Origin of the sequence: Nonomuraea sp. NPDC047529, assembly GCF_040642995.1 — a bacterium.
In the GTDB taxonomy this organism is placed as follows: Bacteria; Actinomycetota; Actinomycetes; order Streptosporangiales; family Streptosporangiaceae; genus Nonomuraea.
This window is the reverse complement of the sequence record NZ_JBEYTJ010000043.1, coordinates 55,019-68,141: the sequence shown is the minus strand read 5'-3', so window position 1 is coordinate 68,141 and position 13,123 is coordinate 55,019. Positions and strand designations below refer to the sequence as shown.

At 71.8% G+C, this 13,123-nt stretch carries 14 protein-coding genes; 11 read left to right on the top strand and 3 right to left on the bottom strand.

Annotation, left to right across the window (positions count from 1 at the left end; all coding sequences use genetic code 11):
* Window positions 1-52 precede the first annotated feature (52 nt).
* The 4 genes from ABZ815_RS43525 (at window position 53) to ABZ815_RS43510 (ending at window position 4,314) form a co-directional block, all read left to right on the top strand.
* A complete protein-coding gene (locus ABZ815_RS43525; protein ID WP_357707440.1) occupies window positions 53-625 on the top strand; it encodes a TetR/AcrR family transcriptional regulator in 573 nt (190 codons plus the stop codon).
* Window positions 626-920: 295 nt separating this feature from the next.
* A complete protein-coding gene (locus tag ABZ815_RS43520) occupies window positions 921-2,492 on the top strand; it encodes a sulfatase (RefSeq protein ID WP_357707438.1) in 1,572 nt (523 codons plus the stop codon).
* Between the two features lie 103 nt (window positions 2,493-2,595).
* Window positions 2,596-3,837: an alpha/beta hydrolase-fold protein gene (locus tag ABZ815_RS43515; protein ID WP_357707437.1), complete on the top strand. Its 1,242-nt coding sequence runs from the start codon at window positions 2,596-2,598 to the stop codon at window positions 3,835-3,837.
* 54 nt (window positions 3,838-3,891) lie between these two features.
* Window positions 3,892-4,314, top strand: a complete 423-nt coding sequence (locus tag ABZ815_RS43510; protein WP_357707435.1) for a hypothetical protein — start codon at window positions 3,892-3,894, stop codon at window positions 4,312-4,314.
* 30 nt (window positions 4,315-4,344) lie between these two features.
* Here the strand turns inward: ABZ815_RS43510 and ABZ815_RS43505 are convergent, their stop codons facing one another.
* On the bottom strand, window positions 4,345-4,839 hold the full coding sequence (locus ABZ815_RS43505; protein ID WP_357707432.1) for a hypothetical protein: 495 nt from the start codon (window positions 4,837-4,839) through the stop codon (window positions 4,345-4,347).
* Between the two features lie 668 nt (window positions 4,840-5,507).
* Here ABZ815_RS43505 and ABZ815_RS43500 point away from each other — a divergent pair.
* Together ABZ815_RS43500 and ABZ815_RS43495 are read left to right on the top strand one after the other, a co-directional pair.
* Window positions 5,508-6,035, top strand: coding sequence for a hypothetical protein (locus ABZ815_RS43500; RefSeq protein WP_357707431.1), 528 nt, complete (start codon window positions 5,508-5,510; stop codon window positions 6,033-6,035).
* A 147-nt stretch (window positions 6,036-6,182) separates the two neighbouring features.
* On the top strand, window positions 6,183-6,767 hold the full coding sequence (locus ABZ815_RS43495; protein ID WP_357707429.1) for a phospholipase: 585 nt from the start codon (window positions 6,183-6,185) through the stop codon (window positions 6,765-6,767).
* On the opposite strand, the gene ABZ815_RS43490 is transcribed toward ABZ815_RS43495, so the two are convergent.
* The gene (locus tag ABZ815_RS43490; RefSeq protein ID WP_357707427.1) at window positions 6,687-7,352 is read right to left on the bottom strand and encodes a helix-turn-helix domain-containing protein; all 666 of its coding nucleotides are present in this window, start codon (window positions 7,350-7,352) and stop codon (window positions 6,687-6,689) included. The two genes, ABZ815_RS43495 and ABZ815_RS43490, sit on opposite strands and share 81 nt — an antisense overlap.
* 71 nt (window positions 7,353-7,423) lie before the next feature.
* Window positions 7,424-8,647: a cytochrome P450 gene (locus ABZ815_RS43485; RefSeq protein ID WP_357707426.1), complete on the bottom strand. Its 1,224-nt coding sequence runs from the start codon at window positions 8,645-8,647 to the stop codon at window positions 7,424-7,426.
* A gap of 203 nt (window positions 8,648-8,850) precedes the next feature.
* On the opposite strand from ABZ815_RS43485, the gene ABZ815_RS43480 reads away from it, so the two are divergent.
* The 5 genes from ABZ815_RS43480 to ABZ815_RS43460 all read left to right on the top strand — a co-directional run bounded on the left by ABZ815_RS43480 (window position 8,851) and on the right by ABZ815_RS43460 (window position 12,985).
* On the top strand, window positions 8,851-9,165 hold the full coding sequence (locus tag ABZ815_RS43480; RefSeq protein WP_357707424.1) for a metalloregulator ArsR/SmtB family transcription factor: 315 nt from the start codon (window positions 8,851-8,853) through the stop codon (window positions 9,163-9,165).
* A 103-nt stretch (window positions 9,166-9,268) separates the two neighbouring features.
* Window positions 9,269-10,156: a TIGR03620 family F420-dependent LLM class oxidoreductase gene (locus tag ABZ815_RS43475; protein ID WP_357707422.1), complete on the top strand. Its 888-nt coding sequence runs from the start codon at window positions 9,269-9,271 to the stop codon at window positions 10,154-10,156.
* Window positions 10,157-10,239: 83 nt separating this feature from the next.
* On the top strand, window positions 10,240-10,605 hold the full coding sequence (locus tag ABZ815_RS43470) for a hypothetical protein (protein WP_357707420.1): 366 nt from the start codon (window positions 10,240-10,242) through the stop codon (window positions 10,603-10,605).
* An 88-nt stretch (window positions 10,606-10,693) separates the two neighbouring features.
* Window positions 10,694-12,697: a sensor histidine kinase gene (locus tag ABZ815_RS43465; RefSeq protein ID WP_357707418.1), complete on the top strand. Its 2,004-nt coding sequence runs from the start codon at window positions 10,694-10,696 to the stop codon at window positions 12,695-12,697.
* Between the two features lie 81 nt (window positions 12,698-12,778).
* On the top strand, window positions 12,779-12,985 hold the full coding sequence (locus ABZ815_RS43460; RefSeq protein ID WP_357707417.1) for a hypothetical protein: 207 nt from the start codon (window positions 12,779-12,781) through the stop codon (window positions 12,983-12,985).
* The last annotated feature ends 138 nt before the right edge of the window (window positions 12,986-13,123 follow it).

The following is a 13,123-nucleotide window of genomic DNA, read 5'->3' as shown; positions in this document are numbered from 1 at the left end:
GTCTGCCCTGCTGAGCCTGAGACTAGACAGGTCTGTCTGGTAGCGTCAAGGGGTGACCGCAGAGACGGCGAAGGACCCTCACCCGAGCCCGGCCCGCGCCCGCGTCCTGGAGACCGCGGCGCGGCTGTTCTACGCCGAGGGCGTGCACTCGGTGGGCATCGACCGGATCATCGCTGAGGCGGGCGTCGCGAAGGCGACCTTCTACCACCACTTCCCGAGCAAGGACGAGCTGGTCCGGGCCTACATCGCCGAACAGGGCTCGACGCAGCGCGCGATGGTCGCCACCCTGCGCGCGGCCTCACCTCGGGAGACGCTGGAGGCCATCTTCGCGTTCATGTGCGAGTTCGGGTCCGGCGCCGGTTATCGCGGCTGCCCCTTCGTCAACACGGCGGCGGAGTACCCGGACCCCGCGCATCCCGTACGGCGGGCCATCGCCGAGCACCGGCGCTGGTCGCGCGACCTGTACCGCGACCTCCTGGCGGCCGACGGCCACCCCGACGCCGAGCGCACCGCCGACATCCTGCTCCTGGTCAGGGACGGCCTGGTGGTCGGCTTCGACCTGGACGACCCGCCCACGGTCCGCGCCACGGTCCAGGAAACCCTGACCCGCGTCCTCACCCTCTAGGCCCGCCTCCGGCCGCAACCCGCCGCCCCTGGGCCAGGCACAACCTCAGCCCCGCCCGTAGCCCCCGGCCAGGCGCAACCCGCGCTGCCCGTAGCCCGCCTTCAGGGCGCCCTTCGCAACCCTCGCCCTCTGCCACCCGCCGTCCGGCGCGCCCTCGGCGGGCCGGACGACTGGGAGAAGTGGGGGGTTTTGTGCTCTATGGGTGGTTTGTCTGGTATTACTGGGCAGCGCCATCCCTCCCCTCCCCACCGCTTACGAGGCAGTCATGTCGTTGTCCGGAAATATCAGGAGAATCGTGGCTGCGGCGGTGACCATCGTCCTCGCCCTGCTCGCCGCCTCCCCCGCGACCGCCGCCCCCACGGCGGCCCCGGCCCCCACCCGCCCGAACATCATCTTCTTCCTGGTCGACGACCTCTCAGCCGACCTGCTGCCCTACATGGACACGGTCCGCAGCCTCGCCGACGGCGGCACCACGTTCACGAACTACTACGTGTCCGACTCGCTCTGCTGCCCCTCCCGGGCCACGATGTTCACCGGCCAGTTCCCCCACAACACCGGCGTACGGACCAACCAGGGCTACGACCGCGGCGGCTACCAGGCGTTCGCCCCGCACGAGAGCCGCACCTACGCCGTCCCCCTCCACCAGGCCGGCTACCGCACGGGCTACCTGGGCAAGTACATCAACGAGTACCCCGCCCGCCCCGGCTACCAGGTGCCGCCCGGCTGGGACGAGTGGCACGTCTCGGCGGGCGGCGGCTACAACGAGTTCAGGTACCAGCTCACCCGCTACATCAGGGAGGAGTCGGGCGGCAGGCGTGCGATCGCCCCCTCCAAGGGCACGTACCTGGTCGACGAGCTGGCCCGGCGCGCGACCGGCTTCATCGAGCGCTCCCGCGAGCACGCCCCCGGCCGGCCGTTCTTCCTCCAGGTCGCGCCCTTCTCCCCGCACAACCGGGTGGACGTCAAGCCCGGCGACACCGAGCCGCGCTTCCCGCCCGCGCCGCGCGACCGTCCGAAGGACCGTTTCCCGGCCGGCGAGTTCCCGCACGGCGACTGCGGCGGCCCCGACTGCGACGGCATCGACGTCACCGCCCTGCCCTCCTTCGACGAGGACACCGCCGACAAGCCCTCCTGGGTCCGCAGGGCCCCGATCGGGGCCAAGCGCACCGAGGAGCTGCGCGAGGACTTCCGCGACCGGATCCGCATGGTCCAGTCGGTCGACGACATGGTCGGACGGGTGCTGTCCACGCTGACCGAGCGGGAGCGCCGCGACACCTACGTCGTGTTCGCCAGCGACAACGGCTTCCACCTCGGCCAGCACCGCCTGGTACGCGGCAAGTCCACCGCCTACGACCACGACGTACGGGTCCCGCTGCTGATCAGGCGGCCGGTCACCGGACAGGGCGACCGGCTGGTGACCGACGCCATCGCCCAGAACGTGGACCTGTTCCCGACCTTCCTCGACATGGCCGGCGTCGCCCCCGCGGTCCGCGACAGCCGGGACGGCCGCAGCCTGCTGCCGCTCGTCCAGGGCCGGCAGGTCACGGACTGGCGGCAGGCGGCGCTGGTCGAGCACGTCAAACCGGACCCGCGGACGCCGGGCAGGCCCGACCCCGACGCCGACCGGCTGAAGAAGGGCAACGCGCAGCCGCCCACGTACAACGCGGTGCGAACCGCCGGGGAGCTGTACGTCGAGTACGAGGGCGACCCGAGGCCCGAGTACTACGACACCGTCACCGACCCCCGCCAGGAGTCGAACGACCCCGGCAACGCCAGGACCGCCTACCTGGCCGGGGTGCTCCGCGGGCTGACGACCTGCGGCAGGCCCGGCGCGCCCGACTGCTGGACGGCCGCCCACCTGCGCTGAGGAGTACGGCAGAAGTTGACCCCCTTCGGACCGGCGGTTGACGCGCGGGCCGCCGGTCCCCCCGTAGGTTGGGGCGGTCGGGAGTCCGAACCGAAGGAGAGCCATGCGGTTCATGTCCACCCTGGCCGGATTACTACTGTTCGCAGGCACGATGGTGGCGCTGGGGGCGCCCGCGGAGGCCGCCGGGTGCGCGACCGTGCTCCCCCACGCCGACGGCTACGGCATCACCTGCGCCGACGTGCAGCGTCACCCACAGAGCGACGGCTCCGAACTGCGGGACGTCACGATGACCTCGACGGCGATCTTCCAGGCGTCCGGCGGCACCCCGGTCATCAGCCCGCTGTCGCGCCCGATCACCGTCCGCGTCTACCTGCCCAAGGGGTACGACCCCCAGCGCGCCACCCGCTACCGCGCGCTCTACCTGATCAACGGCGGCGGCGACAACTACGACTCGTGGACCACCAAGGCCGACCTCGTCTCCCTGGTCCGGACGGCGGGCTCCTTTGACGGGATCGTGGTGATGCCGACCGGCGGGATGACCGGCTGGTACGCGAACTGGGCCGGCCGTACGGATGGATATTTCGCCCCGAAGTGGGAGACGTACCACATCAACCAGCTCATCCCGTGGATCGACGCCAACTTCAACACCGTCGCCGACCGGTCCGGGCGCGGCCTGGCGGGCCTGTCCATGGGCGGCTACGGCACCCTGCGGTACGCGGCCGCGCACCCCGGCGTCTTCTCCGTGATCGGCGCCTTCTCGCCCGGCATCGACCTGCGCGCCAAGCCCGCCCAGCGCACGATCTCCGACTCCATGTGGCAGTCGGGCGCGGCGATCAACCTGACCGACCTGGGCGAGTTCCGCGTCAACAAGTACGAGAACGGCAGCCCGCTGCCCGTCCTCGACCAGGAGGTGCAGCGCCGCTACCGCCTGGACACCCTGTTCGGCCCGCACACCACCACGGTCTTCCACGGCCGCACGGTCGACGACTGGCCCGCCGCCAACCCCGCCGACCTGGTCACCCAGGGCAAGTACGCCCCCTACTCCGGACGGCTGGCCCTCTACGCCGGCGGCTGCGCGAGCCTCCCGCACGTCCCGAACGGCACCGAGCCCGCCCCCGCCGCCTGCGGCTACGACACCGGGGCGAGCGACGACGCCACAGGCGTCAGCGAGCCGATCCTCGGGGCGTACGCGAGCGAGTTCGACACGACGCTGACCACTCTCGGCGTCGGCCACCGCTACTGCTACACCAAGGGCGGCCACGACTGGAACGCCTGGCCGTCCTACCTGGTCGACTTCCTCCGGTACGCCTACGGCACCGCCCCGGCCCTTTGCCCCTCGCCCTGATCCCCCATCCCGCTTCCAAGTCGGCCACAAGTGCCGGCCGGTAGTCCTGGACCGGTGACGAACCATCTTCCGACCCGCGTCCTGGCCGCCCTGGGCGCCGCCGTCCTCACGCTCACCGCGACGGGCACGGCGGCCGCCGCCGATCCCACGAGCTGGAGGTGGGGCGCCCTGCACTCGACCGACGGCCTGGCGACCGCCCGGGGCAAGGTCGTGGCCGGGCAGTCGGGGCTCGCCGTGACCGGATCTCTCGACGACGACCGCGGCAAGGGCTGCTCATGGGCCCTGATCAGGTACCAGAGCGGGAGCAACGGCCGCTGGCGCACGTACGGCGTCTACAACTGCATGAGGAGCACGGGCACCTTCCGCAAGAACGTCGGCGGGGCGCTGCAGATCAGGGTGCAGGTGTGCCGCGGCACCGCCAAGCGGCCCGTCGGCCGGTGCTCGCGATGGAGGACCGTCCACACCCAGGGCGGCTGACCCCCGCCGCCCTGCCGTCCGCCGGGGGTGTCAACCGGCGCGTTTCTTGCTGGCGATGATGTAGAGCACCAGTTCGCCGCAGGCGCGGCAGACGGTCATGTCACCGTCGGCGCCCAGATGGGCGGGCACGGCCCGCGCGCCGCAGAACGCGCACGGCCGTTCCGCCGGCTCCCGGTCGCCGCCCGTGGTCCCCGCCGTCGCCAGCAGCGCGCATCCCAGGCAGACCGAGACGGCCTTGCCGACGACGAGATCGGCCGGATCGGGCACCGAGCCGCAGAAGCCGCACTGGAACACCGCCGTCACCCCGATCCAGTCGCTCGCCCGCGTGTGCTCGCCCGACAACACCAGCCGCAGGACACGCAGGCAGCGGCCGGCGTCCTCGTCCGTGACGCCCGCCCGCGCGAGTTCCGCCCTGAGCGCGGCCCGCGCGCCGGGGTCCTCGGACGGCAGCGCCTTCAGCAGGTCGAGCAGTGCCTCGTCGAGCGCCCGCAGGGCGTCGGCGGCGGCCGCGACGAGGTCACGCATACCGTCCCGCCGTCCTCGCCACGCCCTGCGGGGCTCTCTCCTCGCCGGCGGCGAGCGGCGGGCGCGGAATGTCCCGCCCTTCCTCGTACGCGCGCCCGATCCTTTTCCGCTCGCGCCTTGTACGGAATGTCGCTTGCCGTGCTCGTCGCGCGTTTTCACCGGCGGTGCCAGAAACGCTTCTCCGCGCTGACCGTTCTAGAATTCCGCACCACCGGGAGTCAATGGCCGGGACGCCGGGCCGGACGGGCATGAATTCATGTGCCCCGAAATCGGCGGCCAACTCGGCACAGCGGGCGCGAAGGAGTTCCGCATCGCCGGGCGCGGACGTCATCTGCTCAGCCCCTGCCACCGCCCGCCGGAAAACCGCAGTTCACGGCCGTGTCACGGCACTGTCCTGGCGCACCGGGGCATCGGGCATTCGCTCGCACAAGCAGGGTCACGCATTTCCTCATTTCCGGCGGAGGCACGGACGTCCCTTTCGCGGCCATCATCACCCGGGCCCAAAAAAGCGTCAACGGGAGACGGCCCTACATTTTCCCTATATTGCGGCGTGGCGCCGTCTTGCGCGCCCTGGCTTGTCCCGGCACGCTGGCAACGTGGCGGATACCCGTACTGGAAAGAGCCGCGCGCGAGCGGCGCGCAGATGGTCGGCCGCGCCGCGCAGCGAAATGTTCAGCCTGCCGGAAATCCTCGCCAAGCTCGCCGACCCCGACCGCGAGTCGCCCGGCGATCCGGAGCTGCGTGACTTGTTCGAGCGCGACCAGCACGACCGTCGCGACGGCGGGCCCGAGGACGGCGGCGACCAGCGCGCCCTGGCCCGGCGGGCGCGCTGCATGGAGAAGTTCGCCGCCGGGGAGGTCCGCTCGCCGGGCGACTACTTCCACCTGGCCGCGGTGATGCGGCACGGCGGGCTGGCCGAGCACTACCACCTGGCCTTCGAGCTGGCGCGGCGGGCGGCCGACGCCGGTTTCCGCCCCGCGCGCAGGCTGGCGGCGTCGGCCCTCGACCGGTGGCTGCTGCACATGGGCCTGCCCCAGCGCTACGGCACCCAGTACGTCGACATCGGCGGCCGCTGGTCCCTCTACCGCGTCGACCCCGTCACCACGGACGCCGAACGCACGGTCTGGGACGTGCCGCCCCTGGCCGAGGCCCTGGCACGGGCCGAGGAGATGAACCGCGCCGACGAACCGGGATGACCCGCGCCCCCGCCCACCTGCGGTTTCCCGTGGGAAACCGGACACGACCTTTGCCAGTGGTTTTCCTGTATCTCCCGGCTCTCACCGGACCGGCGGGCGAATCTGACCATGACATGTTCCCGCCCCGGTCGAGACAGGCAGGTTCCCATGGTCAGACGGGCTCTCAAGACGCCGGTCCCGCTCGCGCTCTCTCTGGTCGCCGTCCTCGCGACCGCGCCGCCCGCCCAGGCGGTGACGCTGGAGGAGAAGCTCGCCACGCTGGCGGAGTTCACGCAGCCCACCGAGTCCAGCGCCGCGGCGTGGCGGGACGCCTGGTCGGACCGGAGGTCGTGGGCCGACTTCGACTTCGACTGGTCCACCGACGGCTGCACCAACAGCCCCGACCAGCCGCTCGGCTTCGACTTCAGCATCGCGTGCCGGCGGCACGACTTCGGCTACCGGAACTACCAGGCGGTCGGCGACTTCCGGGCGAACAAGGAGCACGTCGACAAGGCGTTCCTGTTCGACCTCAGGCAGGTGTGCGCCGGGTACACGATCTTCCGTCAGCCGAGCTGCAACGCGCTGGCCAAGCTGTACTACCAGGCGGTCCGCCAGTTCGGCGCCCCTCGCGGCACCGGCGGGCAGCTCGGGCGCGTGCCCGACCGGGACGCTCTAGGGCAGCAGGGCGCCGCTGAGTCCGCAGACGGCCGTGACGAGATGTTCTCCCAGAGCCCGCCAGGATTCTTCGACTGAACCGGCGGCGGCACGGCCGGCGGCCAGGTCGGTCTCCAGCTCGGCGCTCATGTGCACGACGAGCAGCCGGATCATCGCCGCCTGCCGCTCGGACAGCTCGCGCTCCCGGTCGCGCATCGACGGCGGACGCAGCAGCTCCAGCCGGCGGAACGACGGCGTGCTCAACGTCGTCTGCGCCGCGTAGTCGCGCAGGGACGGCTCCACGACGGCCTGGGCGAGGAAGCGCCCGTACCAGGACGGCGTGCCGAGCTCGATGTGGTGCTCGATGCTGGGCGCGATCACGCACGTGATCCAGTCGCGCAACGACACCTCGCCCGACGCCTCGAGCGCGGCCACCATCGGCAGGCGGTGCCGGTCGATGGCGGCCGCGTGACGGGACAGGATCGCGTGGATCAGCTCGTCACGGGTGCTGAAGTGGTATTGGACGGCGGACTTGTTCCGCTGGCCCGCCGCCTCGCGGATCATCCTGATCGACACGTGCGCGAAGCCGTGCTCGGCGTAGAGCCGCTCCGCGGTCTGCATGATCTTGTCCTTGGCGCGGATCGAGCGGGGAGACGGCGCGGCGACCGCCGTACTGACGTCCATGACCGGTCCTCGATCTCGTTTCCACCACCGTCCCCGAACGTTATCCCATGTCGCCGGTGGAGGTCAGCGGGTCACCAGGTGACCCACACGTCCTGGAGGCCGCCGGACAGGCCGCCCGTACGCAGCCGCAGCTCGTCCGGGTTGTCGCGGAGCCGCAGGTCGGGCAGCCGTCGCGTCAGCAGGTCCAGGACGACCTGAAGCTCCAGCCTGGCCAGCGGCTGGCCGAGGCAGTAGTGGCGTCCGGCGCCGAAGGTGAGGTGCTGGCTGCTGTTCTCCCGGCGCGGGTCGAACCGGTCGGGGTCGGCGAACTTGGCCGGGTCGCGGTTGGCCGCCGGGATGTGCGGGATCACCGTGCTGCCGGCGGGCACGGCGACCTCGCTCAGCTCGACGTCCTCGGTGATGAACCGGGGCACGCCGCCGATGGCCGACAACGTGCTGTCCAGCCGCAGGACCTCCTCCACGGTGCCCGGGATCAGGTCGGGGTCGTCGATCACGGCCTCGTAGCGCCGCCGGTCGGAGAGCAGCATCGCCGTCATGATGGCGATCATGTTGGACGTGGTCTCGTGGCCGGCCAGCAGCAGCCCGCGCACGGTGGCGACGAGCTCGTCCTGACTGAGCCTGCCGTCCTCGGCGTCGGTGATCTGGGTCAGCTCGCTGAGCAGGTCGTCGCCGGGGTTCGCGCGGTTGCGGTCGACCAGGTCCGACACGTACGCGTTGAAGTCCCGGTAGGCCGCGTCGACCTCCTCCTGGGTGTTGCGCGTCAGGGTCAGCATCGTGCTCGACCAGTGGGCGAACTTGTCCTGGTCCGAGCTCGGCGCGCCGACCAGCGCGCAGATGACCCGTACCGGCAGGGGCAGGGCCAGGCCGGACGACAGGTTGCCCGGGGAGCCCTTGGCCAGCATGGAGTCGAGCAGGTCGTCGGCCATGGCCTGGACCCGGGGGCGCCACACCTCCATCTTCCGTGCCGTGAACCAGCGGCTCAGCAGCCGCCGCCACCGCATGTGGCCCTCGCCCTCGCCGATGTCGCCGGCGCCGTCCTTGCGCCGGTTGAACAGGCCGCCGTCCTCGGTGGTGGACAGCCGGGCGGCGCCCTCGCGGGCGAGGTTGCGGCTGAAGCGGGGGTCGGCCAGCACGGCTCTGGCGTCGTCGTACCTGGTCACGAGCGCCGCGACGTCGCCGCTGGGCAGGCGTACGTGGGCCACGGGGCATTTGTCCCGCAGGTCGGTGAGCTGCGGGGGCGGTTCCAGCGCCATGGGGCGGTCGAAGGGGAAATCGGGGATCGCGTCAGCGGTCATGCGTCCTCCAGCTTGATAGCCCGACACTTCGGAATATAAGGCGATCGCCTTATTCAAGGCAATCGTCTTGACTGGATGGATTACTCCGGGTGCGGAAGATCTTCTGTGGCGTTGCCGTCCGTTGCCCTCGGCCGGGTACGCATCGGATTACCCCGATACGTCGATGAGTGCCTAGGATCGCCTCCATGGCGGAAGCTGCACTCATGACCGATTCCGAGCTGTCGGACGCGTTGCGGGCCCTGGCGAACCCGACCCGGCTGCACCTGCTGTCGTGGTTGCGGGAGCCGGAGCGCCACTTCTCCCTGGAGGGGGCGATCGCCGACCCGGTGGAGGTCGGGGTGTGCGTGACCCACATCCAGGCCAAGGTGGGGCTGGCCCAGTCGACGGTGTCGGCGTACATGAGCGAGTTGCAGCGCGCCGGGCTCGTACGCGCCACCCGCGTGGGCAAGTGGACGCACTACAAGCGCGACGAGCAGCGCATCGCCCAGCTCGTCGCCACGCTCGGGCACACGCTGTAGAGACCCGCGCCACCCCTCGAAGCGCCTCCGGCTTGTGTCATATCGACATTTTGCGATATGTCTATCCTTGAAGTGATCGGCAGATGATTGAGGGGTATGTCCCATGAGCGCCATCGACGGCCTGGATCTCGGCACGTTCGGGATCTACACGTTCGACTTCGAGCACCAGCCGGCCGCGCGGATGCGCGAGTCGATCCAGGAGCTGGAGGAGCAGGGGTGGCGGGCGTTCTGGATGCCGGAACTCCTCGGGCGCGAGGCGCTCACGCACGCCGGGTTCCTCCTGGCGAGCACGCGGCGCCTGCACATCGTGAACGGCATCGCCCAGATCTGGGCCCGTGAGGCCAGGTGGACGTACGGCGCCGCCCTGCTGCTCGCCGACGCCTACCCCGACCGGCATCTTCTGGGCCTGGGCTTCGGCGGCGAGCCGCGTCCGGGGACGACCCCGCTGAAGGCCATGCGCACCTACCTGGACGAGATGGACGAGCTGGAGACCGTCAACCCGGTCCCGAAGGCGGGCGTACGCCGCATCCTGGCCGCGTACGGGCCCAAGATGCTCGAACTGGCCCGCGACCGCGCGGCGGGCGCCCAGACCTACCACGTCAACGTCGCGCACACCGCCGAGTCGCGGGACCTGCTCGGCCCTGACGCGTTCCTGGCCGTCGAGCACCCGGTGCTGTTCGAGACCGACCCCGCCAAGGCCCGCGCCGCGGCCCGCGAGCACCTGCATCCCTACCTCAGCACGCCGTACAACGTGGCGAAGTTCCAGCGGCTCGGGTACGCCGAGGACGAGCTCGCCGGCGGCGGCAGCGACCGCCTGGTCGACGACTTCGTCTTCTGGGGCGACCTGGACACCGTCGTCGGCAAGCTCCGCGGCCACGTGGAGGCGGGGGCCGACCATGTCGCCGTGCAGGTGATCGGCATCGAGCCCGGCCGCACGGCGATGCCCCACTGGCGCGCGCTCGCCGACGCCCTCGCGCCCGGTGACGCCTGACCACTCCCCAGATATACAACCGATCGGTCGTTAATATAGTTTGGCGGCATGACATCCGAGATCGCCGCCGGACCGGACGCCGCATGCTGACGTCACGCTGGATCCCCGGCCCCGAGAGCCACAGCCGGGGGCCGATGGTGGCCGCCCTGACGGACTTCCGCATGCGACGGCTCCTCGACCTGCCCGGCATCGCCCGGCGCGGCCGGTCCCTGAGCCGCCATTGGCCCGAGCTGCCGGGCGCGGTGGGCATGTGGCTCTGGGTGGACCTCGCCGGCCGCCGGGTCGGCTCGTTGTCGGTGTGGCGGACCGAGGAGGATCTGCGCGGGTTCGTCCGGCTGCGCGAGCACGTCGCGATCATGCGCGCCTACCGCGATCGGGGCACCCTGCGCTCCCGTACGTGGCCGATCGACGTCCTCGACCGGGACGCCCTGCTGCGGTCGCTGCGCTGACCCGCGCGGTCCTGCACCGGCGCGCGTGGCGGACCGTTCCGCAGGCACGCTAGGGTCGGGCGGGACGGCAGCCGGAAGGCGGGGACTGATGGCGTGGGCAGCCCGGGTGGTCGCCGTCGTCATGGCCGTGGTCTCGCCGGTGCTCGTGCTCGCCGCGATCCTCATGTACGCGGCGCTTCCGTCCGAGTGGCGGCTGCCGCAGATCTTCACGCCGCTGGCGGCGGCGGGGGTCACGTTCCCGGCGTTCAGCGCGTTCCTCATCATGCACCGGCCGCGGCTCAGGCTGGCGTGGCTGATGTGCGCGGGCGGTCTGGGCGGCGCGGTCAACACGTTCTGCCAGTCGGCGATGCTGGCCGCCGCGGCGGGCGGGGAGCTCGCGCTGGCGGGATGGGTACGATTACCGGCCCATGTCGGCTGGGCGGTGTCCGGGCTGCTGCTGGAGATGTTGCTGCCGCTGTACTCCCCCGACAGCAGGCTGCCGTCGCGGCGCTGGCGCCTGGTGGTGCTGCTCGGCGCGGTGTCGACCGCGGTGGAGCTGGCCCACATGTTCGTACGCCCCGACCCGCCGGCCGAGGGCTACCCGCTGCCCGCGGTCATCCCGAACCCGTTGCAGGTCCCGGAGCTGGCGCCGATCTGGCCGGTGGTCACGGTGGTGGCCTGGACCGGAATCCTCTCGACGCTGCCGCTGGCGGCCTGGTCGATGTTGCTGCGCTTCCGCCGGGCCGACCCGACGGTACGGCGGCAGATCGGCTGGCCGCTGTTCTCCTTCGCCGGGTACATCGTCTTCATGCTCGTCGCCATCGTCGTGCCCGGGCTGGAGTGGCTGTCGATCGCGTGGGCGACGGTCATCCCCGTGTCGATGGTGATCTCGGTGACCCGCTACCGGCTCTACGGCATCGACACCGTCATCAGCCGGGCGTTCGTCGCCGCCGGGCTGCTGGCCGTGATCGGCGGGGTCTACTTCGGGGTGGCCACGCTGTCGAGCCTGATGGTGTCGGGGTACCACCAGGTCGCCGGGCTCGCCTCCGCGCTGCTCACGGGCGCGTTCTTCCAGCCGTTGCGGCGGGCGCTGCAACGCGTGGTCGACCGCCTGCTCTACGGGCCGGTGGGCGATCCGCGCGTGCTGGCCGAGCGGCTGGCCCAGGAGGTGCGCCGGGGCGATCCGGCGCAGGCGCTGGCGGCGGTGCTCGGCGTGCTGCGCGAGGGCCTGGCGGTGCAGGGCGCCGCGATCGAGGTGACCGGCGGCGAGCCCGGCCACCCGGCCGGCAGGGCGAGCATAGACAGCGGGCAGCTCGGCGACTCCCCGCGCGAGGTGCCCCTGATCTGGCACGGCGAGTGGGTGGGGCGGCTCCTCGTCGGCCCGCCCGCCGCGCGCCGCTTCCCCGCCGCGCACGACGAGCGGGTGCTGGACACGCTGGTCCCGTACGCGGCCGACGTGGCCCACGCCGTCCGGCTGGCCGCCGACCTGCAACGTTCCCGCGAACGCATGCTGGCCGCCCGCGAGGAGGAGCGCCGGCGGCTGCGCCGCGACCTGCACGACGGCCTCGGCCAGACCCTCAGCGGGCTGGCCATGACCGTCAACATGGCCCGTCTGAGCCTGAAGACCTCCCCGGAGGCGGCCGACGGGCTGCTGCGCGAGCTGCGTACCGGCATGGACGCCGTCACGGGCGACCTGCGGCAGCTCGTCTACGGCCTGCGCCCGCCCGCCCTGGACGACCTGGGCCTGGCCGCCGCCGTACGGGCACTGGCCGGGCCGGACGGTCCCGCCGCGCAGGTGATCACCGAGGGTGACCTGACCGGCCTGCCCGCCGCCGTCGAGGTGGCCGTCTACCGGATCACGCAGGAGGCGCTGACGAACGTGCGGCGGCACGCGCGGGCCACCAGCGTCCGGGTCGAGCTGCGCCGCGAGCCCGGGGCGCTGCGCCTGCTGGTCGCCGACGACGGCGCCGGCCTGCCGCCGGAGCACCGCTCGGGCGTCGGCCTGACCTCGATGCGCGAGCGCACGGCCGAGCTGGGCGGGATCTGCCTGGTCACCGGCGCGCCGGGCGGGGGCACCACGGTGGAGGTCATGCTTCCCGTCCAGCCCGCCTGACCGTGCGCCTTACCGAACTTCGACCCCTCGATCACGTAGGGTGCCAGTCAGTCACTTTCAGTAACTCTCACGGAGGTGTCCATGAAGCTCATGGGCCGTATCGCCTGCACCCTCGCCGGTGGCGCGCTGCTGACCACCGCCCTCACCACTCCGGCCTCCGCCGACTCGCTGGCGGCCGGCGGGCCCGTCGGCGCGCTGGTGCAGCCACTGCTGGACATGCTCAACCTCGTCAACGACACGACCACCCTCGGCGTCCTGCTGCCCAACGGCATCATCGCCGCCCGCTGACGATCGCCCCTTCCCCCCGGGGTGGCCGCTCAGGGTCGGTATGCACGCAGCACACACCGACCCCCAGCGAAGAGCGCCGAACGGACGGCGCCGCCAACGCCGAAGACTATCCGGTAAGCCCGCCTTCCCGACAGAACC

Excerpts from the sequence above, each read along its gene's own strand:
- ABZ815_RS43515 (WP_357707437.1), top strand. The coding sequence starts at position 2,596 with ATGCGGTTCATGTCCACCCTGGCCGGATTACTACTGTTCGCAGGCACG.
- ABZ815_RS43505 (WP_357707432.1), bottom strand. The coding sequence starts at position 4,839 with ATGCGTGACCTCGTCGCGGCCGCCGCCGACGCCCTGCGGGCGCTCGAC.
- ABZ815_RS43500 (WP_357707431.1), top strand. The coding sequence starts at position 5,508 with ATGTTCAGCCTGCCGGAAATCCTCGCCAAGCTCGCCGACCCCGACCGC.
- ABZ815_RS43495 (WP_357707429.1), top strand. The coding sequence starts at position 6,183 with ATGGTCAGACGGGCTCTCAAGACGCCGGTCCCGCTCGCGCTCTCTCTG.
- ABZ815_RS43490 (WP_357707427.1), bottom strand. The coding sequence starts at position 7,352 with ATGGACGTCAGTACGGCGGTCGCCGCGCCGTCTCCCCGCTCGATCCGC.
- ABZ815_RS43485 (WP_357707426.1), bottom strand. The coding sequence starts at position 8,647 with ATGACCGCTGACGCGATCCCCGATTTCCCCTTCGACCGCCCCATGGCG.
- ABZ815_RS43480 (WP_357707424.1), top strand. The coding sequence starts at position 8,851 with ATGACCGATTCCGAGCTGTCGGACGCGTTGCGGGCCCTGGCGAACCCG.
- ABZ815_RS43475 (WP_357707422.1), top strand. The coding sequence starts at position 9,269 with ATGAGCGCCATCGACGGCCTGGATCTCGGCACGTTCGGGATCTACACG.
- ABZ815_RS43470 (WP_357707420.1), top strand. The coding sequence starts at position 10,240 with ATGCTGACGTCACGCTGGATCCCCGGCCCCGAGAGCCACAGCCGGGGG.
- ABZ815_RS43465 (WP_357707418.1), top strand. The coding sequence starts at position 10,694 with ATGGCGTGGGCAGCCCGGGTGGTCGCCGTCGTCATGGCCGTGGTCTCG.
- ABZ815_RS43460 (WP_357707417.1), top strand. The coding sequence starts at position 12,779 with ATGAAGCTCATGGGCCGTATCGCCTGCACCCTCGCCGGTGGCGCGCTG.